20 protein-coding genes are annotated in these 22,357 nt (G+C 62.2%); 11 read left to right on the top strand and 9 right to left on the bottom strand.

Features of this window, described 5'->3' with window-relative positions; all coding sequences use genetic code 11:
* Nucleotides 1–143 precede the first annotated feature (143 nt).
* The 9 genes from hutC to hutI form a co-directional block, all read right to left on the bottom strand.
* Nucleotides 144–884, bottom strand: a complete 741-nt coding sequence (gene hutC / locus ABK249_RS04460; RefSeq protein ID WP_037149432.1) for a histidine utilization repressor — start codon at nt 882–884, stop codon at nt 144–146.
* Nucleotides 885–997: 113 nt separating this feature from the next.
* Complete coding sequence (locus ABK249_RS04455; protein WP_037149435.1) at nt 998–1,786, bottom strand: ABC transporter ATP-binding protein; 789 nt, start codon at nt 1,784–1,786, stop codon at nt 998–1,000.
* On the bottom strand, nt 1,783–2,556 hold the full coding sequence (locus ABK249_RS04450) for an ABC transporter permease (protein WP_037149438.1): 774 nt from the start codon (nt 2,554–2,556) through the stop codon (nt 1,783–1,785). The genes ABK249_RS04455 and ABK249_RS04450 overlap by 4 nt, the downstream gene beginning before the upstream one ends.
* 62 nt (nt 2,557–2,618) lie before the next feature.
* On the bottom strand, nt 2,619–3,563 hold the full coding sequence (locus ABK249_RS04445) for an ABC transporter substrate-binding protein (protein ID WP_227703611.1): 945 nt from the start codon (nt 3,561–3,563) through the stop codon (nt 2,619–2,621).
* A gap of 107 nt (nt 3,564–3,670) precedes the next feature.
* The gene (locus ABK249_RS04440) at nt 3,671–4,225 is read right to left on the bottom strand and encodes a HutD/Ves family protein (protein WP_227703610.1); all 555 of its coding nucleotides are present in this window, start codon (nt 4,223–4,225) and stop codon (nt 3,671–3,673) included.
* 35 nt (nt 4,226–4,260) lie between these two features.
* Nucleotides 4,261–5,934: a urocanate hydratase gene (gene hutU, locus ABK249_RS04435; RefSeq protein WP_227703609.1), complete on the bottom strand. Its 1,674-nt coding sequence runs from the start codon at nt 5,932–5,934 to the stop codon at nt 4,261–4,263.
* Between the two features lie 12 nt (nt 5,935–5,946).
* Nucleotides 5,947–6,747, bottom strand: a complete 801-nt coding sequence (hutG, locus tag ABK249_RS04430) for an N-formylglutamate deformylase (protein ID WP_227703608.1) — start codon at nt 6,745–6,747, stop codon at nt 5,947–5,949.
* A 1-nt stretch (nt 6,748) separates the two neighbouring features.
* Nucleotides 6,749–8,284 (bottom strand): histidine ammonia-lyase, encoded by a 1,536-nt coding sequence (hutH, locus tag ABK249_RS04425; RefSeq protein WP_227703607.1) that lies wholly within the window; start codon nt 8,282–8,284, stop codon nt 6,749–6,751.
* Entirely contained in the window at nt 8,284–9,525 is a 1,242-nt protein-coding gene (hutI, locus tag ABK249_RS04420; protein ID WP_227703606.1) for an imidazolonepropionase, read from the bottom strand. Before hutI ends, hutH begins: the two co-directional genes overlap by 1 nt.
* An 80-nt stretch (nt 9,526–9,605) precedes the next feature.
* Between hutI and ABK249_RS04415 the strand changes: the two genes are divergently transcribed.
* From ABK249_RS04415 to ABK249_RS04365, 11 genes are all read left to right on the top strand, one after another.
* Nucleotides 9,606–10,949: a formimidoylglutamate deiminase gene (locus tag ABK249_RS04415; protein ID WP_227703605.1), complete on the top strand. Its 1,344-nt coding sequence runs from the start codon at nt 9,606–9,608 to the stop codon at nt 10,947–10,949.
* Nucleotides 10,950–11,854: 905 nt separating this feature from the next.
* Entirely contained in the window at nt 11,855–12,769 is a 915-nt protein-coding gene (locus tag ABK249_RS04410) for a DMT family transporter (RefSeq protein ID WP_348862333.1), read from the top strand.
* Nucleotides 12,770–12,860: 91 nt separating this feature from the next.
* Nucleotides 12,861–14,144 (top strand): 3-oxo-tetronate kinase, encoded by a 1,284-nt coding sequence (gene otnK, locus ABK249_RS04405; RefSeq protein ID WP_227703603.1) that lies wholly within the window; start codon nt 12,861–12,863, stop codon nt 14,142–14,144.
* The gene (locus tag ABK249_RS04400) at nt 14,141–14,788 is read left to right on the top strand and encodes a class II aldolase/adducin family protein (protein WP_227703602.1); all 648 of its coding nucleotides are present in this window, start codon (nt 14,141–14,143) and stop codon (nt 14,786–14,788) included. Before otnK ends, ABK249_RS04400 begins: the two co-directional genes overlap by 4 nt.
* An 18-nt stretch (nt 14,789–14,806) precedes the next feature.
* Nucleotides 14,807–15,595 carry a shikimate dehydrogenase family protein gene (locus ABK249_RS04395; protein ID WP_348862332.1) on the top strand — a complete coding sequence of 263 codons (789 nt, stop codon included), beginning with the start codon at nt 14,807–14,809 and terminating at the stop codon, nt 15,593–15,595.
* Nucleotides 15,596–15,725: 130 nt separating this feature from the next.
* A complete protein-coding gene (locus ABK249_RS04390; protein WP_227703600.1) occupies nt 15,726–16,829 on the top strand; it encodes an ABC transporter ATP-binding protein in 1,104 nt (367 codons plus the stop codon).
* Nucleotides 16,826–17,704, top strand: coding sequence for an ABC transporter permease (locus ABK249_RS04385; RefSeq protein ID WP_227703599.1), 879 nt, complete (start codon nt 16,826–16,828; stop codon nt 17,702–17,704). Before ABK249_RS04390 ends, ABK249_RS04385 begins: the two co-directional genes overlap by 4 nt.
* A complete protein-coding gene (locus tag ABK249_RS04380; protein ID WP_227703598.1) occupies nt 17,701–18,492 on the top strand; it encodes an ABC transporter permease in 792 nt (263 codons plus the stop codon). The genes ABK249_RS04385 and ABK249_RS04380 overlap by 4 nt, the downstream gene beginning before the upstream one ends.
* Before the next feature lie 44 nt (nt 18,493–18,536).
* Nucleotides 18,537–19,604, top strand: coding sequence for an extracellular solute-binding protein (locus tag ABK249_RS04375; RefSeq protein WP_227703597.1), 1,068 nt, complete (start codon nt 18,537–18,539; stop codon nt 19,602–19,604).
* A 117-nt stretch (nt 19,605–19,721) separates the two neighbouring features.
* Nucleotides 19,722–20,072: a hypothetical protein gene (locus tag ABK249_RS04370; RefSeq protein ID WP_227703596.1), complete on the top strand. Its 351-nt coding sequence runs from the start codon at nt 19,722–19,724 to the stop codon at nt 20,070–20,072.
* Nucleotides 20,062–22,308: a N,N-dimethylformamidase beta subunit family domain-containing protein gene (locus ABK249_RS04365; protein ID WP_227703595.1), complete on the top strand. Its 2,247-nt coding sequence runs from the start codon at nt 20,062–20,064 to the stop codon at nt 22,306–22,308. The genes ABK249_RS04370 and ABK249_RS04365 overlap by 11 nt, the downstream gene beginning before the upstream one ends.
* Nucleotides 22,309–22,357 lie beyond the last annotated feature (49 nt).

Genomic DNA, 22,357 nt, shown 5'->3' with positions numbered 1-22,357 from the left:
TGATCGAAAGAGGCTGAAGCCTGTGCTTATCCTCACCCGAAAGAGCGTTGCCTTAACCTGCGTGGGTGCGCGAATTGGTGCGGCGAGGGTTCTGATGATGCGGCGGTCGAGAAGCGGTTCTGCGTCCGGAACGTTACCACGGTCTATGACGACTGTGACGGGGTAAACGCGGCCACGAGCTGGTGGCGGTCGCCCGGATAGGTGAGGCGAACCTGCGTAATGTGCTGGTCCGCGGTCCATGTGCGCCGCTCGATGACCAGGCAGGCTGTGCCGGCCGCGATGCCGAGGGTCGCGGCGATCTCCGGTTCGGCCGACACGGCGCTGATACGGTTTTCGGCCGCACTCCACGGCACCTTGCGCAAAAGCCATGTGCCAGGCCCTATATTGTCGTCAAACATTTCGTTTTCCGCTTCCGGTACCGCCCTCAGGCTGATCAGGCGATCCTCGTGGCAGAAAGGCCGGCGACCGGCATAGTGGCAACCGGTCACAGCGAGAACGCGGGCGCGGGGCGGCAGGTCCAGCCGATTGCGGTCCTCCGCGCGGGCAACGCGCAGTGTCCGGCCTTGCGGCCGCCAGGCATAGGCAAGCCCGAGCGCCTCCACCTCATGGCGGATGTCTTGAATCTCCAATACCGCCGATTGCACCTGCGGATAGGCGACGAAGCTGCCGGAACGACGGCGGCGCTCGATCAGCCCGCGTCGCACAAGATCGCCCAGAGCCTTGGAGACCGTCATGCGCGAGCAGCCATATTGCTGCGTGAATTCGTGCTCGAAGGGAATACGGTGGCCAGGCGGCCATTCGCCGGACAGGATGCGGTTCTCGACATCGGCGAGAATCCGGTGGTGCAGCGTCGTATCCGGCGTCTTCTCCACCCGTTCGTCCATTGGCCTACCTTCGCATGACGCAATTCCCGGAAAGCCCGTCAACACCTTCCCGCGAAACCTTTTCGAACATTTGTCGCCGAAACCCGGTCGCGGAAATGCTCTGTCCACAGGCCCTAACCGTCCGTTGCCGCCATGATCGCTTCGGAGCGGATTTCCTCCGTCAGCTTCAGGCGAAGCGCGGAGAATTCCGGGCTGGATTTGACCGTATAGTGACGCGGATGCGGCAGGTCTACAGGGGTGATCGATTTGATGCGGCCCGGACGCGCGGTCATTGTGACGACGCGGGAGGCCATGAACACGGCTTCTTCGATGTCGTGGGTGACGAAGATCACCGTCTTTACCTCGCGCTCCCATATCCCGAGCAGCAATTCCTGCATGAGGCCGCGTGTCTGGTTGTCGAGCGCGCCGAAGGGCTCGTCGAGAAGCAGGATGCGCGGATTGTTGGCGAGCGCGCGGGCGATCGCCGTGCGCTGTTGCATGCCGCCGGAAAGTTGCTTCGGCCAATGGTTCTCGAAGCCACGCAACCCGACCTTGTCGATATAACTGTCGACGATCTCCCATTTCTCCCTCTCGGGCACGCCTTTTTCCCTCAGGCCGAACGCGACATTGTCGCGGATCGTGAGCCACGGAAAGAGCGTGTAGGATTGAAAGACCATGCCGCGATCGGCGCCCGGCCCGGTGACCGGCTGGCCGGCCAGTGTGACCGAACCGGTTGTCGGCCGGTCCAGACCGGCGACGATGCGCAGGAGCGTTGACTTGCCGCAGCCGGAAGGGCCGAGGATGGTGACAAAGTCGTTACGCGGAATCTCCAGGTCGGTCGGCTGCAGCGCCGTGACCGGCTGGCCGCCATTGACCCCCGGAAAGACGCGGGAGACGTTGGAGATGACGAGTTCGGCGCTCATGCGAGCCTCCAGGCATAGAGGCGGCGATTGACCGCTTTGAACAGGAAATCGGACACGAGGCCGATAAGACCGATGACGATGATGCCGAAGATGATCTGGCCGGTCGCCATCAGCGCCTGCGAATTGATAATCATGTAGCCGATACCGGAGGAGGCGCCGATCAGTTCGGCGACGATGACATAGGTCCAGGCCCAGCCGAGCACGAGGCGTAGCGTCTCGGCAATGTCCGGTGCATTGGCCGGGATGAGCACACGGCGGATGACACCGGAATCCTTTGCGCCCAGCGTATAGGCCGCCTCGACCAGATCGCGGCGCGTATTGGCGACGCCGACGGCGATCATCAGGATGATCTGGAAGACCGAGCCGATGAAGATGACCAGCAGCTTCTGCAGTTCGCCGATGCCGGCCCAGAGGATGAGCAGCGGCACGAAGGCAGAGGCCGGCAGATAACGGGCGAAGGAGACGAAAGGTTCAAGCAGCGCCTCGACCGGCTTGTAGGCGCCCATGGCGATGCCGAGCGGCACGGCGACGACCGAGGCGAGCACGAAGCCGCCGACGACACGCCAGACGGTCACGCCGATATCGGTGAGGAAACCCTGCTCCGTCAGCAGATAGAGCCCGTCACGGGCCATCGTGATCGGGTCGGCCAGAAAGGTAGGCGATACGAAGCCGCCAAGCGTCGCAAAACCCCAGGCCGCGAAGAAGAGGACGAAGAAGAGAATGCCGAGGGCGATGCGCGCGCCGCGACCGATGGGCTGCAAGGGATGCATGGGGCCGGGTCCGTTTGTCCGGTTGGGAGAGGGGCGGCGCCTTCTGCGCCGCCCTTGGGCGTTTAGTCGATGAAGGACGTATCCGCCAGCTTTTCGAGGTCCGGCTTCGCCTTGATGACACCGGTCTCCAGAAGCAGGTCGGCGGCATCGGCGGTAAAGGTTTTGAACTCGCCTTCGAAGAACTTCTTGTTGGCGGCCTTGTCCTGCCATTCGAGATGCTTGGCGGAACCGGCGAAGGCCTCGGCTGACTGCTTCACATCGGCGCCCATGATGCCGTAGGACTTTTCCGGTTCCTTCTTGATCAGTTCGAGCGCTTCGAAATAGGAAGTGGCAAACGCCTTGGCCGCGGCCGGATTGTCCTTCAGGAAGGCAGGCGTGCAGCCGAACGTGTCCATGACCGCCGGATAATCCAGCGTCGTGGCGATGATCTTGCCCTTGTCGGGGGCGGCGCGCACGGTCGACAGGTAGGGTTCATAGGTCATGGCGGCATCGTTCTGGCCCGCAACGAAGGCCTGTGCGGCCGGCCCCGGTTCCATGTTCACGACCTTGACGTCTTTCAGCGAGAGGCCGTTCTTCTTCAGGATATAGGACAGGAAGAAATAGGGCGAGGTGCCTGGTGTGGAGGCGGCGATCGTCTTGCCCTTCAGGTCGGCGATCTTGGCGACGTCCGGGCGCACGACCATACCATCGGCGCCATGCGACTTGTCCATCTGGAAGATCTGCGTCGAAGCGACGCCGTTCGCATTCCAGACGACCCAGGTTTCGACCGTGGTCGCGGCGCACTGGATGTCGCCGGACGCAAGCGCCAGATGGCGGCTGGCCTGCGGGATCTTCTTGATGGTGACGTCGAGGCCATTCTTCTTGAAGATGCCGGCCTCCTTGGCGAGCGTCAGCGGCGCAAAGCCGGTCCAGCCCGATATACCGATGGAAACGGCGGTTTCGGCGCGGGCGGCGCTGGTTGCAGCAAGCGCGGCGAGAAGAGTAGTGGCAAAAATTCTGCTTTTCATAACGTTCCCCTTATCCAGAACTGGTTGTCTTATGATCGCGTTCCGGCAGGTATACTAGCCACGCCAGCTCTCATTTGTCTATGCATAAATGCCGATAAAAACGGCATTCACTCGTTTCGCAAAAGAACGAGGCAAAGGGACGCCGTACCGGAGAGATCAAGGAGGCCTCGCCTCGTCATGACCGCATCGAGGGCGCCGAGTCGCGCCTCGCCGACCGACACCTCGCCGGTGCGGCAAAAGAGGAAGGCGATGTCGGAGCCGATCGGCAATTCGCAATGACCTTCGACCTCGATGGGCAGGACGCGATGCGAATAGCGGCCGCGGCGGGTCATGACGTTGAGATCGCGCACCGGCCCGCCGGTCAGGCTCGCGGTCACCGGCACATCGCCTGGAAAGGCAAGTGGCGGGGAGGAGGGGGCGAGAACGACCCGCCCTTGCCCCTCAATGTCGAGCGCGACGCCGTCGCCGCTCAGAAATGTCAGCGTCCGGTCTATGCCGGGGAAGAGCGAAAAAGGTCCGTCGCTCGCCACGTCCGCCATGCTGATGCGCCAGTCGAAATCGTCCATCGAGGCACCCGGAGGGAAGGCAAGGATTTCAGCGGTCTCGCCACCGCCGTTCTTCCAGGCCATCCACCGATAATCGGCCGCGCGCAATATCTTCATGAATGCGTCCTGCATTGCGATCCGGCGGCCGAAGGTCAGTTTCCGAGAATACCCGGCAAACGCAGGCCCATCTTTCTAGCGTGATCGATAGCGATGTCATAGCCGGCGTCGGCATGACGCATGACGCCAGTTGCCGGATCGTTCCAAAGCACGCGCTCGATGCGCCGCGCCGCATCTTCCGTACCGTCGCAGCAGATAACCATGCCGGCATGCTGCGAGAAACCCATGCCGACGCCGCCGCCATGATGCAGCGACACCCAGGTGGCGCCGGAAGCGGTGTTGAGCAGGGCGTTAAGCAGCGGCCAGTCGGAGACGGCATCCGAACCGTCCTTCATCGCTTCCGTCTCGCGGTTCGGCGAGGCGACGGAGCCGGAATCGAGATGGTCGCGGCCGATGACGACCGGCGCCTTCAATTCTCCCTTGGCCACCATTTCGTTGAAGGCGAGGCCGAGGCGGTGACGGTCGCCGAGACCCACCCAGCAGATGCGCGCCGGCAGCCCCTGGAAGGAGATGCGTTCCCTGGCCATGTCCAGCCAGTTGTGCAGGTGCTTGTTATCCGGCAGCAGTTCCTTGACCTTCGCATCGGTCCTGTAGATGTCCTCCGGATCGCCGGAAAGGGCTGCCCAGCGGAAGGGGCCGATGCCGCGGCAGAAGAGCGGGCGGATATAGGCCGGCACGAAGCCGGGGAACGCGAAGGCGTTTTCCAACCCCTCTTCCTTGGCCATCTGGCGGATGTTGTTGCCGTAGTCGAGCGTCGGCACGCCTGCGTTCCAGAAATCGACCATGGCCCTGACATGCACCTTCATCGAGGCGCGGGCGGCCCTTTCGACAGCCTTCGGATCGCTCTCCTGCCTGGCGCGCCATTCGGCGACCGTCCAGCCCGAAGGCAGGTAGCCGTGCAGCGGATCATGCGCCGAGGTCTGGTCGGTGACGATATCGGGCCGAACGCCGCGCTTCACCAGCTCCGGAAAGATATCCGCGGCGTTGGCGATGAGCGCGATGGACTTCGCTTCGCCGGCCTTCGTCCATTCGCCGATCCTTGCGAGCGCCTCGTCGAGGCTGTGTGTCTTTTCATCGACATAGCGGGTACGCAGGCGGAAGTCGGCGCGGGTCTCGTCGCATTCGACGGCAAGGCATGAGGCGCCGGCCATGACGGCCGCGAGCGGCTGGGCACCACCCATGCCGCCGAGGCCGCCGGTCAGGATCCACTTGCCCTTGAGATTGCCGGCGTAATGCTGGCGTCCCGCTTCCACGAAGGTTTCGTAGGTGCCCTGGACGATGCCCTGCGCGCCGATATAGATCCACGAGCCAGCGGTCATCTGGCCGTACATGGCCAGGCCTCGTCTGTCGAGTTCGTTGAAATGGTCCCAGGTCGCCCAGTGCGGCACGAGGTTGGAATTGGCGATCAAGACACGCGGGGCATCCTTGTGGGTGCGGAATACGCCGACCGGCTTGCCGGACTGTACCAGCAGCGTCTCGTCCTCGTTGAGATCCTTCAGCGTGGCGACGATCGTATCGAAATCGGCCCATGTTCGGGCTGCGCGGCCGATGCCGCCATAGACGACCAATTCGTGCGGACGCTCGGCCACATCGGGGTCGAGATTGTTCATCAGCATCCGGAGTGGCGCTTCGGTGAGCCAGCTCTTTGCAGTGAGTTCACTGCCCCTCGGGGCATGGATTTCGCGTTCGTTGTGGCGCGGATCGATCATGGTGGTTTCCCCTCAGTTCTTGTTGGCGAGCGCAAAGACCTCGATGCGGGTGAGAATGGCCTTCAGGTGGACGCGAAGCGTCTCCGCCTTCGCCGCGTCATAGGCGAAGGGCAGATCCTCGCTCCGCAAATGCGTGGATTGCGCCAGTTCCATCTGGATGGCGTGAACGCCGGTTTCCGGCTGGCCGTAATGGCGCGTCGTCCAGCCGCCTTTGAAGCGACCGTTGAGGATGGACGTGTAGCCCTCGGCCGTCGCTGTCACTTCGACGGCAATCTTTTCGATCTCCGGTGCGCAGGTCCTGCCCATGTCCGTGCCGATGTTGAAATCCGGCAGCCTGCCCTCGAACAGGAAGGGAATGTGCGAGCGGATCGAATGGCAGTCGTAGAGCACGGCAAAGCCATGGGGCGCCTTCACCCGCCTGATTTCGGCGGCGAGTGCGGCGTGATAGGGGGCGTGGAATTCGGCAAGCCGGGCGGCTATATCGGCTTGCGTCGGTGCTTCGCCATCCTTCCAGATCACCAGGCCGTCGAAATCCGTTTCCGGGACCAGGCCCGTGGTGTTCTGCCCCGGATAGAGGCTCGCGCCCGCCGGATCGCGGTTGGCGTCGATGACATAGCGATGAAAGGTGGCACGCACCGTGGTCGCATCCGCCAGCAGACCGTCATAGAGCTTGTGGATATGCCAGTCGGTATCGGCGAGCTTGCGGCCATTGTCGTTCAGCCGTTCCCAAATTGCGGGCGGCACGTCGGTTCCCGTATGCGGGAAACCGAGAATGACGGGCGAGGTGCCCCGACTGACCTCGAAAACAGCCATCTCAAACCTCCAATGCGGGGAGAATGCCGGCGGACACCGACGCCGTCAGCGCGCCGGACGAAACCAGCGCGGCTGCGGCCTTGAGGTCGTTCGCCATATAGCGATCCTCCTCCAGCGCAGGCACGACGGCACGGATTGTGGTGAGCGCCTTCTGAAGCTCGGTCCCGGTCTTCAGCGGTCCGCGCAGTTCCACGCCTTGGACGGCGGCAAGCGCCTCTATACCAAGAATGGAAAACAGGTTTTCCGTCATTGCCAGCAGGCGGCGCGCGCCATGGCAGGCCATGGACACATGATCCTCCTGATTGGCGGAGGTCGGCGTTGAGTCCACCGAGGCTGGATGGGCCATCTGCTTGTTTTCGCTCATCAGCGCCGCGGAGGTGACCTCGGCGATCATCAGTCCGGAATTGAGCCCCGGCTTTTTCGACAGGAAGGCAGGCAGGCCGTAGGACAGCGCCGGATCGACCAGAAGGGCGATGCGACGCTGGGCGATTGCCCCGATCTCGCAGATGGCGAGCGCCGTCTGGTCGGCAGCAAATGCCACCGGCTCGGCGTGGAAATTACCGCCGGACACGACGGAATTATCGGAAAGGACCAGCGGGTTGTCGGTTACCGCATTGGCCTCGATTTCCAGCGTGCGGGCGACGGAGCGCAGAAGATCGAGGCAGGCGCCATCCACCTGCGGCTGGCAGCGGATGCAATAGGGGTCCTGCACCCGCTCGTCGCCTTCGATGTGGCTCTTGCGGATTTGAGAACCGTCCAGCAGTTCACGCAAGGCGCCTGCCGTATCGATCTGGCCTTGGTGCCCGCGCAGCGTGTGGATATCGGGATGGAAGGGCGCGGAGGAGCCCATCGCCGCATCGGTCGAAAGTGCTCCGGTGACCAGCGCCGCCTGCAATGCGCGGTGGGCGCGGAAGAGGCCGGCAAGCGCCAGTGCCGTGGAGGTCTGCGTGCCGTTTATGAGGGCCAATCCCTCCTTGGCGGCCAGCACGATCGGCACAAGTCCGGCCTTTTCCAGGGCTGCGCGGCCCGCAAGCCGGCTGCCCTCGAAAAAGGCCTCGCCTTCGCCCGTAATCACCGCCGCCATGTGTGCGAGCGGCGCGAGATCGCCGGACGCGCCGACCGAACCCTTCTCCGGAATGACGGGGGTGACGCCTTTCTCCAGCATGGCCTCGATCAGCCGCACCAGTTCCGGCCGGACACCCGAAGCGCCGCGCCCGAGGGAGACGAGCTTCAGCGCCATGACGAGCCGCACGATATTTTCTGGCAGCGGGTCACCCACGCCACAGCAATGGGAGAGGATGAGGTTGCGCTGGAGTGTGGCGACATCCGCCGCGTCGATCTTGATCGAGGCGAGCTTTCCAAAGCCGGTATTGATGCCGTAGACCGGAGCGTTGCCTGCGGCAATCTCGGCGATGCGCCGCGCGCCATTTTCGATCGCCATGTCGAAGGCGGGATCGAGCCGGGCAGTGGCGCCGTTCCAGTAGATATCCGCCAGGACGGGGAGGGAAACCTGTCCGGGTGTGAGAACGTGGGTCATCAGGATGCCTTCCTTCCCTTGAAGATGCGGGCGTGAAGGGGATTGAAGCCGATGCGATAGACGAGTTCTGCTGGGCGTTTCACGTTCCAGACCGTAAAGTCGGCGGATTTGCCGGCCTCCAGCGTGCCTGTCTCGTGGAGGAGGCCAAGCGCGCGGGCGGCCTCGCGGGTGGCGCCCGCCAGGCATTCTTCGACGGTAAGGCTGAACAGGGTCGCGCCCATATTGAGCGTCAGCAGAAGTGAGGTAAGCGGCGAGGTGCCGGGATTGCAGTCGGTGGAAAGCGCGATCCTAACACCGGCCTGCCGCAGCGCGGCCACCGGCGGCGCCTGCTTCTCGCGCAGCGTATAATAGGCACCCGGCAGAAGCACGGCTACCGTTCCGGCCCTTGCCATGGCTTCTGCCCCTTCCACGTCGAGATATTCGAGATGTTCGCAGGAGAGTGCGCCATAGGACGCCGCCATTTTCGCGCCGCCCTGATTGGAAAGCTGCTCGGCGTGAAGCTTGACCGGCAGCCCCAGTTCCTTCGCCTTGTCGAAGACGGTCCGCATCTCGGCAACCGAAAAGGCTATGCCCTCGCAAAAGCCGTCCACGGCATCCACAAGCCCCTCTGCATGGGCCATGTCCAACCCCGGCAGCACGACATCGCGGATATAGTCGCCGTTGCGGCCCTTGTATTCGGCCGGGGTGGCATGCGCGGCAAGCCAGCTCGTCACGACACGCACAGGGCGGATCTCGCTGAAGTGGCGGGCGGCGCGCAGCATGTTCAGTTCGGTCTCTACGGTCAGTCCGTAGCCGGACTTGATCTCGACGGTAGAAACGCCTTCGGATAGTAGCGCATCAAGGCGCGGCAGGCTTTCTGCCACCAGTTGGTCCACCGAGAGCGCCCGCGTTGCCGAAACTGTCGAGACGATGCCGCCGCCGGCCCTGGCGATCTCTTCATAGCTTGCACCGGACAGCCGCATTTCAAATTCCATCGCGCGATCGCCGCCGAAGACGAGATGGGTGTGGCAATCGATGAGCGAGGGGGTGATCAGCCGCGCCTGGCAATCGGTCGCGGGCAGCGCGGCGAATTCCGCCGGCAGCACGCTTTCCGCGCCGGCATAGGCGATACGTCCGTCAACGACTGCAAGGGCTGCGTCTTCGGTGACGGCAATATCGTTTGAAAAGGTCGCAAGCCGCGCATTGCGCCAGAGGCCATTGGCCGGATGGTCGGAAGTAGGCAAGGAATTGTTCCCGCTCATTGTCTTTTGCCTTTCCTTTGTTCGTAATATGTATATACATAATGGTGAACCTGACAAGACGAAAAATCGGGAACGCGATGATGACGACGCTTCACGCAAAAACGGCATTGACGGCCGGAGGCTGGCTGCGGGATGTGCGGCTGATGCTCGAAAATGGTCGGATTGTGCGGGTGGAGGCTGGGGTTGCCGCGACCCCGACGGATGAGCGCCTCGACGTTCTCCTGCCCGCAATGCCCAATTTGCATAGCCATGCCTTCCAGCGGGCCATGGCTGGGCTGACGGAGGTGCGAGGCATGGGTGACGACAGCTTCTGGAGCTGGCGCACGCTGATGTATCGTTTTGCCTTGTCGATGACGCCGGATCAGGTCGAGGCGGTTGCCGCGCAGCTCTATATGGAAATGCTGGAAGCCGGCTTCGGCCGCGTCGGCGAGTTCCATTACCTGCACCATGACAAGGACGGTGCGGCTTATGCAAACATCGCCGAAATGGCGGAACGTATCGCCGCAGCCGCGGCCAAAACCGGCATCGGGCTGACGCTGCTGCCGGTGTTCTACGCCCATTCCGGCTTCGGCGGGCAGGCGGCCGGCGAAGGCCAGCGGCGTTTCGTCAACTCCACCGAAAGCTTCGCGCGGCTGATGGAGGGGGCGGCGAAAGCCGTCGCCTCGCTTCCGAAAAGCCGGATCGGCATTGCGCCCCATTCCCTGCGTGCGGCGACCATCAAGGAGATCGCCGAAATCCTGCCGCTGGCAAATGGCGGGCCGGTGCATATCCATGTGGCCGAGCAAATGAGGGAAGTCGAGGATTGCCTCGCCTTTTCCGGTGCGCGCCCGGTCGATTATCTCATGGCGAATGCCCCGGTCGATCGGCGCTGGTGCCTTATCCATGCCACCCACATGACGGATGCGGAGACCCGCGCCATGGCGAAAAGCGGCGCCGTCGCCGGCCTCTGCCCGGTCACGGAGGCCAATCTCGGCGACGGCATTTTTCCGGGCGCGGATTTCCTCGCGGCCGGTGGTGCCTTCGGCGTCGGTTCGGATTCCAACGTGCTGATCGGGCTTGGCGACGAACTGCGCCAGCTCGAATATTCGCAGCGTCTCGCCCGCCGTGCCCGCAACGTCATCGCGCCTGTCAACGGCTCGACCGGCCGTGCCCTGTTCGACCGTGCGCTCGTCGGCGGCAGCCGGGCGCTTGGCGATGAGGCGGGTATCCGCGAGGGCGCGCCGGCCGATCTCGTCTCGCTCGATCTTTCAGGGTATCCGTGGGTTACAGGCGATACGGTCCTCGATCATCTGATCTTCGCGGGTGGTCCGAAGCCGGACAGTGTTTGGGTGAACGGCGTCAGGCAGGTAAAAGGCGGTCGGCACAAGTTTCGCGAAGGCATCGAGGCTCGCTTCCGGGCGACCATGCAGGCGCTGTTGGGCTGAAACGACAACGACAGCTAAATGTGAGTTTTGAGGTCCCCGCCGGCTGTCTTCGAGGTTGGTTCTATTAATTTAAGGGCGTGCTCTTCATCGAGAGTACGGAGCGGCTCGCCTTCCGTGGGGAGGACGAGGCCGCTCTCGAAATTCTGACGGGACAGGCTGGCAACGCCCTCAAGGCTAGCGAACAGGAAGCGGCGGTCGCAGAATTGAGACCGACTCGAAAAACTCTCGGACCGCTGCTATACCAACAAAGTCTGCAGAGCTCTCCAGATCAGATGACCCTCTGAAGTCTTCGACGAAGCCGGTTTCAATCAACCAATGGGATCTGGAGCAGGAGCACCATGTACGAAACTCAGAGACCGCTCCAAACCCAGATCGATGCTGCTGTGACCGCGGCCTAGGTCGCTCGCGACGTGGACCTTAGAGGACAAGTTGCGCTAGTGACTGGCGGCTCTTCTGGTCTTGGTCTGGAAACGGTTAGAGTAATTGCCGCGCGTGGTGCGAGTGTCCTTGTACCCACGATATACTCTCGTTACCCGAGCTGCGTTGGCCGGGATAAAGGGGGTCGAGGTCTTGCCACTCGACCTGTCGGATCACCTCTCTATCAAAACCATTGCGAATGCCTACCAGAACCGTTTTCAGAAGAGGTACTGGTGGATGGCGCGATTGAAATTGAATGGCCGTGTCGAGCTGGTTGGGACGAATGGCGTTCGCGAACGTCGAGGGCGAGGGGAAATAGTCGGCACACTACCGATTTCAATCACGTCGCCATGTTCTGCGGATACACTTCCATATAAGTAACTGAAATATCTATCCTCCCGAATCGAGCAATGAGATAACACACTGGCTTTCATAACTTCCTCTTATGAAATATGATATATGAAAAATTCGCCGAGGAAGTTGCGGCATTGCGAAACGTTTACCTACTTGCCCTGATTGCCTATGCCGCCTTTTCCGTAACCGATGCCTCAGTGAAGGCGGCCGGCAGGCATCTTTCAATTTTCGAGACCGCCTTTGTCGTCAATATCTTTGCCGCTGCAAGCCTATTGGTAACGCGCCATCCCAATGAAAGATGGCGCGATTTTTGGCGCACAACGTATCCGCTCTCGGTTCATGGGCGCGCGATGTGTGGGGTCGTGGCTAGCCTCTGCGGCGTTTACGCCTTCACCACTATCCCGCTTGCCCAGGCGTACGCGTTGGTATTTCTGGCCCCTCTATTCGTCACGATCATGTCGGCGCTTGTACTGAAGGAACAGGTCGGCATCTGGCGCTGGTCTGCGGTGATCATCGGTTTTTGCGGTGTCCTGTTGGTGGTGAAGCCGGGCATCCAGCCGTTCGACGCCGGCCATCTTGCCGCCCTCGGAACAGGACTGGGGACCGGGACAGCCGTCATAATCCTCAGGCGCGTGGGCGGCAAGGTGAAGACCACCAGCGTCCTCGGCACGCTGATTGTTTATCTTCTGGCTCTCAATGCCGTAGCCATGCTGATCCGCGGCATTCATGTGCCGACCGCAAAGGAGTTCGCGCTGCTCGGGCTGGCTGGCGTCTGTTATGGCCTTGGGCAATGGGCTTTCGTGATGGCGGCGCGCTACGGCAACGCCAACCAGATCGCGCCGATGCACTACTCGCAGCTTGCCTGGGCCGTCGTATTCGGGGTGCTGATCTTCGGCGAATATCCCGACAGCGTGGCACTTCTCGGTATCTGCGTCATTGCTTCGGCAGGACTGTTGACCGTTATCCGCGAGCGTATCCGCGGACTACCCACCGCCGTCGTCCACACCGCGATCATCAACCCCGCAGACGCTGGGCCGAGCACCGACTGAAAATGTGTAGCAGCCGACTTGCTGCGCCCAATATTTGATATATCATGTACGGTAACGATGCGGGATGAACCGTGCGATTGGGGGCAGATGAATGAAGCCAATCTTTGGAGTGGTCGCAGACGACCTAACCGGCGGCATGGAAACGGCGGCGATGCTCATTGCCCAAGGCGTGAACTGCGCCTTTGTCACTGATCCGGACGCCGTCGAGAGCCTCGGCCCCGTAGAAGCTATCGTCGTTGCCCAGAAGACACGTGTCATTCCGGCTGCGGAAGCCGTCGCCCGCAACGAGCGCGCCGCGCGCGCGCTTCTAGACCGTGGGGCACGGCAAATTTTCTTCAAATACTGTGCGACATTCGATTCCACGGACCAGGGCAATATCGGTCCCGTTTCCGATATGCTGTTGGCTGTGACCGGCGCGCCCTATACCGTCTTCTGCCCGTCTTCGCCGGAGCTCAAGCGCACCGTCTACAACGGCCATCTGTTCCTTGCCGCCCAGCTGATTTCGGAATCGCCGAAGCGTCATGATCCGCTGACGCCGATGACCGATCCCGACCTCGTGCGTGTCCTGCAGCGCCAATCGGAAGCAAAGGTGGGACTGCTGGCCCATCCGGTGATCAGCGCCGGTGGCGTGGCACTTGAAAACGCTGTGACCGAGCAAGCAGCGCAGAGCATACGCTTTTTCATCACCGATACGATCTATGACAAGGATCTCGACAATATCGCCTTGCTGACGCTCGACTGGCCGCTGGTGACCGGCAATTCCACAATTGTCCAGCACTATCCGAAATTCTGGCGCGCCAAGGGTCTGGTTCAGGGCGCGCCGCAAAGGCGCAGCCTCCCAGCCGTGGCCGGCAAGGGCGTCGTGCTCTCCGGCAGCTGCGCCGAACGCACGCTGGAGCAGCTCGCCGATTTCGAGAAGTCGCATCCGGTGCTCCGCCTCGACCTGGCGGCGGTCGAGGGCGCGGGGCAGGCTGTGGCTACTGCACTCGAATGGGCGCTGCCGAAGCTCGATGCCGGTCCGGTCGGCATTTCGACATCCGCAGCACCCGAAGCCGTTTCCGCCGCGCAGGCGCTTTACGGCCGCGACGGTGCGGCGGCACTGGCCGAGCACATTGTCGGCGACCTTGCCGTCGCCTTCCATCAACAGGGTGTGCGTCGCTTCGTCGTCGCCGGCGGCGAGACCTCCGGCTCGGTGGTCGAGCGGCTGAAGATCCGCAATCTCCGTGTCGGCGCCTATGGCGGGCCAGGGATCGGCAACGCCGTGACCGAAGAGGCCGATCCGGTGGCGCTGTGCCTCAAGTCCGGCAAGCTCGGCCCGGTCGATCTCTTCACGCGCGCGTTGAACACCATGCAGAATCCCGAGGTGGCCTTATGAGCGAGATCGAATTGCGGCGGTCGCTGCTGGATGTCGTGGGCAAGCTCGAAGCCAAGGGTTTTAACCACGGCTCCAGTGGCAATGTCAGCTGCCGCATCGGCGACGATATCCTGATCACGCCGACCGGCGGCAACAGTGCCAATATGACGCCAGAACGGCTGGTGCGGCTCGATCGCGACGGCGAGACGGTGGGGGAGGGCGTCCCGTCCAGCGAGTGGCATATGCATCTCGCCATCCTCAATGCCTACCCTCAGGTACGGGCCGTGGTCCATACCCATGCCGACAGCTGCGTGGCGCTCTCCTGTCTAGCGAAGCCGATTCCGGCCTTCCACTATATGATCGCCAGCTTCGGCGGCAACGACGTGCCCTGCGCACCCTACGCCACTTTCGGAACGCGGGCGCTGGCCGACGGCGCCGTCGCCGCCTTGAAGGATCGCAAGGCCTGCCTGCTGGCCAATCACGGCATGATCGTCGCGGCCCACAGCCTGCAACTGGCCTTCGACCTGACGGTGAAGCTTGAAACGCTCGCCCGGCAATACATCCTCGCATGCCAGGCCGGCCAGCCCGCCATCATTCCCGACGAGGAAATCGAGCGGGTTCTGGAGCGCTATAAAGGCTATGGCCGCAGCCGATTGCCCGGCTGATCGTCGAGGGATATGTCTGTGGAGATCACCGGCAAATCGAAGATCATGTTCGTTCTGGCCGATCCGGTGGACCATGTCCGGGCAAGCGCCGTCCTGAACGCCTATTTCGCCGGGATCGGCGAGGACGTCGCCACGTCTCCGCTACATGTGCGGCCAGACGACCTGCCCGCCGTCGTCGGCGCGATCCGACATATGAACAATGTCGTCGGGTTCGGCGTGACAATCCCGCACAAGGTGGCGATCGCCGCGCTGCTCGACGAGATCTCGCAGAACGCGCGGCTCATCGGCGCCGTCAATTTCGTCAAGCGGACCCGAGACGGTCGCCTGGTCGGCGACAACATGGACGCACCGGGCTTCATCTCCGCCTTGCTGAACCGTGGATGCACGATATCCGGCAAGCGCGTGCTGCAACTCGGCGCCGGTGGCGCGGGCCGGGCGACCGCGCTTGCCATGGCTCAGGCCCGCGCCGCCGAATTATGGATATCCAACCGCGACCCGGTCAAGGCCCAGGCGCTGGCCGATGCGATCCAGGCGCTCCATCCGGAGACGAAAGTGACCGCCGGCGCCGATACCGCCGAGAATTTCGACCTGATCGTCAACACGACTTCGCTCGGTATGCTGTCCGACGACCCGCTACCGATCGATGTCAGCGGGATAAGCAACACCACGGTGGTCTACGACATCATCGTCAATCCCCCGGTAACCCGTCTGATGGTAACCGCGGCGGCACGAGGGGCCGGGACAATCGGCGGAAAAGCGATGCTAGACGAGCAAATGGCCCTTGTCGCCGATTTCATTAGGCGCTAGCATGATGATATATCAAATATGATATCGGGGATTTCGAGAATACAGGGTGGGATCGACTGAAATCCTGAGGGTCCTCGCCTTGAGCCAAGCCAAACAATAAAAGTGGGAACAGGCTTCAGTGAATATGGCAATGAACAGAGAGCAGGCGGCAGGCGCCTCCATTCGCATCAGCCGTCTGGAAAAGCGCTTCGGCAACGTATTTGCCGTCAATGGCGTGGATATCGATATAGCAGCGGGCGAGTTCCTGGCGCTCCTGGGACCTAGCGGCTCCGGCAAGACCACCATCCTGATGAGCGTGGCGGGCTTCGAGTTCCCGACGAGCGGAAGCATCCATGTCGATTCCGAGGACCTGACCTATCTCCCGGCCAACAAGCGCAATCTGGGTATGGTGTTCCAGAACTATACGCTGTTCCCGCACATGTCGATTTTGGACAATGTCGCCTTTCCCTTGAAGATGCGTGGCATGGCGAAGGCGGATCGCTACGCGAGTGCCGAGGAAGCGCTCGCCACGGTGCGGCTCGCCGGCTATGGCGGGCGCTTTCCCAACCAGCTGTCCGGCGGCCAGCAACAGCGCGTCGCTCTCGCCCGCGCCATCGTCTATCGCCCACGCGTGCTGCTGATGGACGAGCCCCTGAGCGCGCTCGACAAGAATCTGCGCGAGGACATGCAGCTCGAGATCAAGCGGCTGCATGCTGAACTCGGCATCACGGTTATCTTCGTGACCCACGATCAGAGTGAAGCACTGACCATGGCCGACCGGGTCGCGGTGCTGAAAGACGGCGAGATCCAGCAGATCGGCCCCTCGCGCGAACTTTACGAGCGGCCGGCCAATCTCTTCACGGCCGGCTTCATCGGCGAAATGAACTTCATCGACGTCACGGTGGAAAGCGTCGGCGACACAGTCACCGTTCTGCTGCCGTCGGGCGAGCGCTGGAACGTTCCAGCCGATGCCGTGGTCGAAAAGATCGAGGCAGCTCGGAAAGCCGTGCTCGCGGTCAGGCCGGAGCGGCTTGAACTCGGCGCCGCCGGCTCTGCCTTTATCTTGCAGACCAAGCTTTCTGACGTGGTCTATGCCGGCTCCGCGCTGCTTTTGATCGGCAGCCTGCCCGACGGAACCGAAATCCGTGCCCGCCTGCCTGGCGCATCTGACCTGACAGCGCTGACGCGCGGCGCGACCGCCACGTTCAGTGTACCGAAGGACGCGATCCTGCTTTATGCCGGAGGCGCGAAATGACCACCGCCACCCGATCGCAATTCTGGCATTCGGACGGGCGGCGCCTCAGCGGCTTTGCCACCCTTCTGCTGCTTTCCCCCTTCTTCGCAATCATCGGCTTCGTCTTTATCTATCCGATCGGGCAGTTGCTCTATATCAGCTTCATGGAGCCGGTGCCGACGCTGGACAATTATGCCCGCGTCGTTACCAATCCGGTCTATGCCCGCGTGCTGCTGCGCACGATCTGGACGGCCGTGCTCGTCACCGGCCTTGCCGTCCTTCTCGGCTTTCCCGTCGCCTATTTCATGAGCCGTGCGCGCGGCACGGTCGCGGCGCTGGTCGGCGTTTGCGTGATCTTGCCGCTTTGGTCGAGCGTGCTGGTGCGCACGGCCGCCTGGTCATTCCTGTTCCAGCGCGAAGGCCTCGTCAATTCCGGACTGATGGCAGTCGGCATCACCTCGGAACCGCTGAAGCTGCTATACACCCAGGGCGCCGTTGTTGTCGCGATGACCCATGTCCTGCTGCCGTTCATGATCCTGCCGATCTTCGGCTCGCTGCGCGCCATCCCCAACGATTACCTGAGAGCCGCCGCCGTGTTGGGCGCGACGCGCCTGCGCGCCTTCTGGGAGGTGATCCTGCCGCTCAGTCTGCCCGGCATCGCCAGCGGTTCTCTGTTGGTATTCCTGACTGCGCTCGGCTTCTTCATCACGCCGGCGCTGCTCGGTTCGCCACAGGAACTGATGATCGCGACGCTCGTCTCGCAGCAGATCCGCGAAGTTCTGGACTGGCCCTTTGCCTCCGCACTGGTCGGCGTGCTGACACTGTTCGTCACGGTTCTCGCGCTGGTCTTCAGCAAGACGTTGCGCTTCGACCGCCTGATGGGAGCCCAGTCATGAGAGCACCCGTCGACAGAGGATCACTGGCGCTCAGCGCATATGTCTACGCCGTGCTCGCCTTCATCGTCATTCCGCTGGTCATCGTTATTCCCATGTCCTTCGGCAGCAGCGACTACCTGGAATTTCCGCCGCGCGGCTTCACGCTGAAATGGTATGAGGAATATTTCGGCAGCCGGCAATGGCGCAACGCGACCTGGCTTTCCGCGCAGGTCGCATTTCTGACAGCCATTTGCGCTTCCGTTATCGGCACGGCGGCAACCTATGCCATGGTGCGCGGCCGGGGCAGTCTCGCAACCCTGTTCCAGATCCTGCTGATTGGGCCGATCATCGTACCCCATATCGCGCTGGCGGTCGGGCTCTACCTGTTCTTCCAGTCGATCGGTCTGTCCGGCACCGTTCCAGGCTTCGTGCTGGCCCATACGATCCTGGCACTGCCCTTCGTCGTTTTCACCACAGCCTCGGCGCTCGGAAAGGTCGATGCCAATCTGGAGGCGGCGGCGATGAGTTGCGGCGCCTCCCGCCTCAATGCATTCCGGTTGATCACCCTGCCGCTCATACTGCCGAACGTGGTGAGCGGCGCACTGTTCGCCTTCATCATCTCCTTCGACGAACCGGTCGTGTCGTTCTTCCTGTCGGGCGTCCGCTACAAGACCCTGCCGCGGCGCATGTTCGAGGATATCGAGCAGAACCTGACGCCCATCATTCCGGCGATCGCCACGCTGCTGATCGTCCTTTCAATCGCGATCCTTCTCATTGCCTACCTGATGCGATCGCGGGCCAAGACCTAAACGGGAACCACCAGCGGAATCCCCAAAACAAGAGGAGAACGTCTATGCCTAAGCAGAACTGGAAATGGACCACGGCAGCACTGGCCATTGCTGCCGGACTTGCCACCGCAGCACCTGCGGTCTCGCAGGAACTGGAAGACCAGCTTGTCATCGCCACGACGGGCGGCCTGATGGGGAACTCCCTGACCAAGTATTTCTACGAGCCTTTCGCCAAGGCGAAGGATGTCGAGGTTGTGCCCGTCGCCATCGAGGTTCCCGACCAATGGGCGCGTTCTGAAGCCATGATGCGCACCGGCAATGTCGAATTCGACATCGTCACCGCCACCGGGCCCGACCTCGTCGCTCGGACGGAAATGCTGGAAAAGATAGATTGCTCCAAGCTCCCGAGCATCCAGAAATTCGGCGTTTCGGATGCCTGCACGGAATATGGCGTGGTCCGCACGACAGGCGGCATGCTGATTAACTACAACACCGAAATATTCAAGGACAAGGCGCCCAAGACCTGGGCCGACTTCTGGAACGTCAAGGATTTCCCCGGTCCGCGCGGCCTGCCTGACACCGGCGACCGCGACTGGTGGGTGCCCGTCGCGGCCCTTTTGGCCGACGGCGTGAAACCCGAGGAGCTTTTCCCGCTCGATATCGACCGCGCCTACAAGAAGCTGGACGAGATCCGTCCGCACGTGGCCGTATGGTGGAAGACCGGCGACCAGGTGCAGCAGATCATGCGCAACAAGGAAGTGGTCATGACCATGAGCTATTCCGGCCGCGCGCTGGCTGTGGTCAAGGAAGGCGCCCCGGTTGCCATGTCCTGGGACGGCGCCATCCGCGATACCGGCTACATGTCGATCCTGAAGGGTGCGCCCGACAAGAATGCTGCACTCGCCTATCTCGACTTCTTCTACGCCAATTCCGAAGCGCATGTGCCTTTCATGCGCGACGTCAATTACGCGACCGGGAGCAAGACCGTCTACGACACGCTGAGCCCGGAAGAAGGCAAGCTGTTCGCCACCTCGGCAGAGAACTATCCGAAACTGGTCAAGCCGGATTTCAAGTGGATCGGCGCCCATCGTGACGAGTTGCGTGCACGCTGGACAGCCTGGCTGACCCGGTAATGCTTCAAGCGGAAGGGCGGCAATCACGCCGCCTCTCCGGCGCGACCCGGACATCCGGTCCTCCCCTCTGGCAACAGGCACGCCGGGTCGCGCCCTCCCGAACACAGGACGAATTCCATGGATCACACCAGTGACCCGAATGCCATGCGTTACGTCATCGATCCCAAGCGGCTCGATCTCGTCGCCGAATTCCGCAAAAGCCCGCTTGGTGTTCACAGCCCGGAGTTGCGGGCGATGCTGGCTAAAATGCGCTGGGGCAAGGCGCAGGGCCGCCTGGTGCTGATCGTTCTGGAGGCGGGCAAGGCCTGGCGCCTGTCGCGCATCCCCGAGCGCCGTGGCGACCCCATGCCCTTCGTCGACGACCGCATCTTCACCTCGTTGGCCGAGGCGGAATGGCATGTCTTCAAGATCCGTTGGCAAGCCATGACCGGTGTAAAGCTACCTCCGGAGTACCAAGGTGATCTATAAGACCAACGAATATCTCGGCTATCCCGACCGCATCAGCATTCCGGCCGGAGAGACCGTCAAGTTCCAGCTGTCGAGCAAGCGGGAAAAGGTCAGGGTCGAAGTCCTGCGCCTGCGCTGCGGCGATGTGGATACCAATGGCCCGGGCTTCAAATACGACGTGATGGACAGTGCTATCGATGGCGTCCATGCCTGCCTCGATCAGGAAATCCGCCCGGGCTCCTGCGCGGTGATCGCACACGGCGGCACGCTTTCTCCCAGCGGCGACGCCTGGTCCTTCGGCGCCTATATATTTCCGACCCGTATTGCCGACAATGCCAAGGCCATCATGGGCAATTGGTGTCAGGACACCGGGCGCGGCTATGGGCTGGAAATCGACACGGAAGGCCACCCGGTTCTGGTTCTCGGTTCGGCTCGTTTCGCGCTGAAGTCAAAAGCGCGCGAACGTATCTGGTCCTTCGTTTCGGCGACCCTGGATCTCGCCAACGAGACCGCGACGCTATCGCTGATAGTGCCTGCCGATGGTACGCGTCCGGCCGCAGCCCACGCCGAAACGTTCTACCTGCCGGCAGACGTGCAGCTCGATTCCGGCCGCGACTTCCTCATCGCCGCCCATCATCTTGACGAAGCGCAGAAATACACCGGCCATTTCGACGGCAAGATCGAAGCGCCGCGTGTGTTTTCACAGGCCTTGGAGGCCGAGACCCTGCGCGTCTTCGATTGGCAGCCGCGCACCGGTGCGGCCGCCCAGGGCCTCGTCGCCTTCTGGGATTTCGGCGACGGCATCACCACTCTCGCAGTGAAGGATCTCTCGGCCAATTGCCTGAATGGAAGACTGCATCAATTGCCGCGCCGCGGCGTCACCGGCTTCTTCTGGTCGGGAGCTGTCCATGATTTCCGGCTGGCGCCAAGGGAATATGCGGCCATCCACTTCCACAGCGACGATATCTACGATTGCCAATGGCAGACCACGTTTTCGCTCGACGTCCCGGACGATTGGCGCACCGGCGTCTATGCTCTGCGGCTGACGCCGGTCGGTGACACACCGGAGCCGGATTGCGAAAGCTACGTCACCTTCTTCGTCACGCCGGGCAAGAAGACGCGGCGCGCCGATCTGGTCGTCGTCCTTTCGGTCGCTACCTATCTTGCCTATGCCAACAGCGCGCTGCGCCTCTATCAGGTGCATTTCGAGACGCTGATGGAGCATGTGCTGTGGCTGCCACCGGACGATGTCTACATGCAGGAGCATCCGGAGATCGGCCAGTCGACCTATGATTGCCATATCGACGGCTCCGGCCGTGCCTATTCGTCCTGGCTGCGTCCGGTTCTGAGCATGCGGCCGCGCGGCTACTGGTTCAACCTGATCAACGACACCCACATCCTCGATTGGCTCGAGGAAAAGGGCATCGCATACGACATCATCACCGATGTGGAACTGGACCGTGAAGGCGCCCGAGCGCTCAAACCCTACCGCGCCATGATGACGCCGACCCATGCGGAATATTACTCGTTCAACATGATGAACGGTATCATGCAGTATCAGAATGCCGGCGGTCGGCACATTTCCATGGGCGGCAATGCCTTTTACTGGCGCTGCGGTTTCCATCCGGCGGCCCCGGCCGCGCTGGAGGTTCGCCGCGGCATGGCCGGCACCCGCACATGGGAATCCGAGCCCGGCGAGGTGCATCTCGCCGGCACAGGCGAACCAGGATCGCTCTGGCGCCATAGCGGCTTTGCCCCGCAGAAACTGGTCGGTACCGGATTTTCGGCAATGATCAACGATGCCTGCACCTATTATGTCCGCATGCCGGACAGCGAGAACGCCCGAGCGGCCTTCATCTTCGAAGGCGTGGGCCAGGACGAAAAGCTCGGCAATTTCGGCTTCCGCTACGGCGGCGCAGTCGGCAGCGAGATCGACCGGCTGGACTACGAACTCGGCACGCCGCGCCATACCCTGCTGCTTGCCACCTCCGAAGGCCTCGGCGCCGGCGCCCTGCCGACACCGGAGGAATTCCGCACCATGGTCGATGGTCTCGATGGTACCCAGAATGCACTCGTCCGCGCCGACATGGTGTTCTTCGAGACGGCTAATGGTGGCGCTGTCTTCGCGTCCGGCTCGATAACCTATGGCATGTCGCTCGGCTACAACAATTACGACAACAATATCAGCACGATCACGCTGAATGTCGTCAAACGGTTCCTTGACCCCGAACCCTTCTTCATGCCGGAAGCGGCGTGAGAGCAGAGTGTCCGGCGGATCAAACCGCCACAGCATCGCAAGAGACGAT

The sequence above is a fragment of the Neorhizobium phenanthreniclasticum genome, from assembly GCF_040066075.1.
Classification (GTDB): domain Bacteria; phylum Pseudomonadota; class Alphaproteobacteria; order Rhizobiales; family Rhizobiaceae; genus Neorhizobium; species Neorhizobium petrolearium.
Note: the sequence above shows the minus strand (reverse complement) of the source record. Positions and strands in the feature narration are given on the sequence as shown.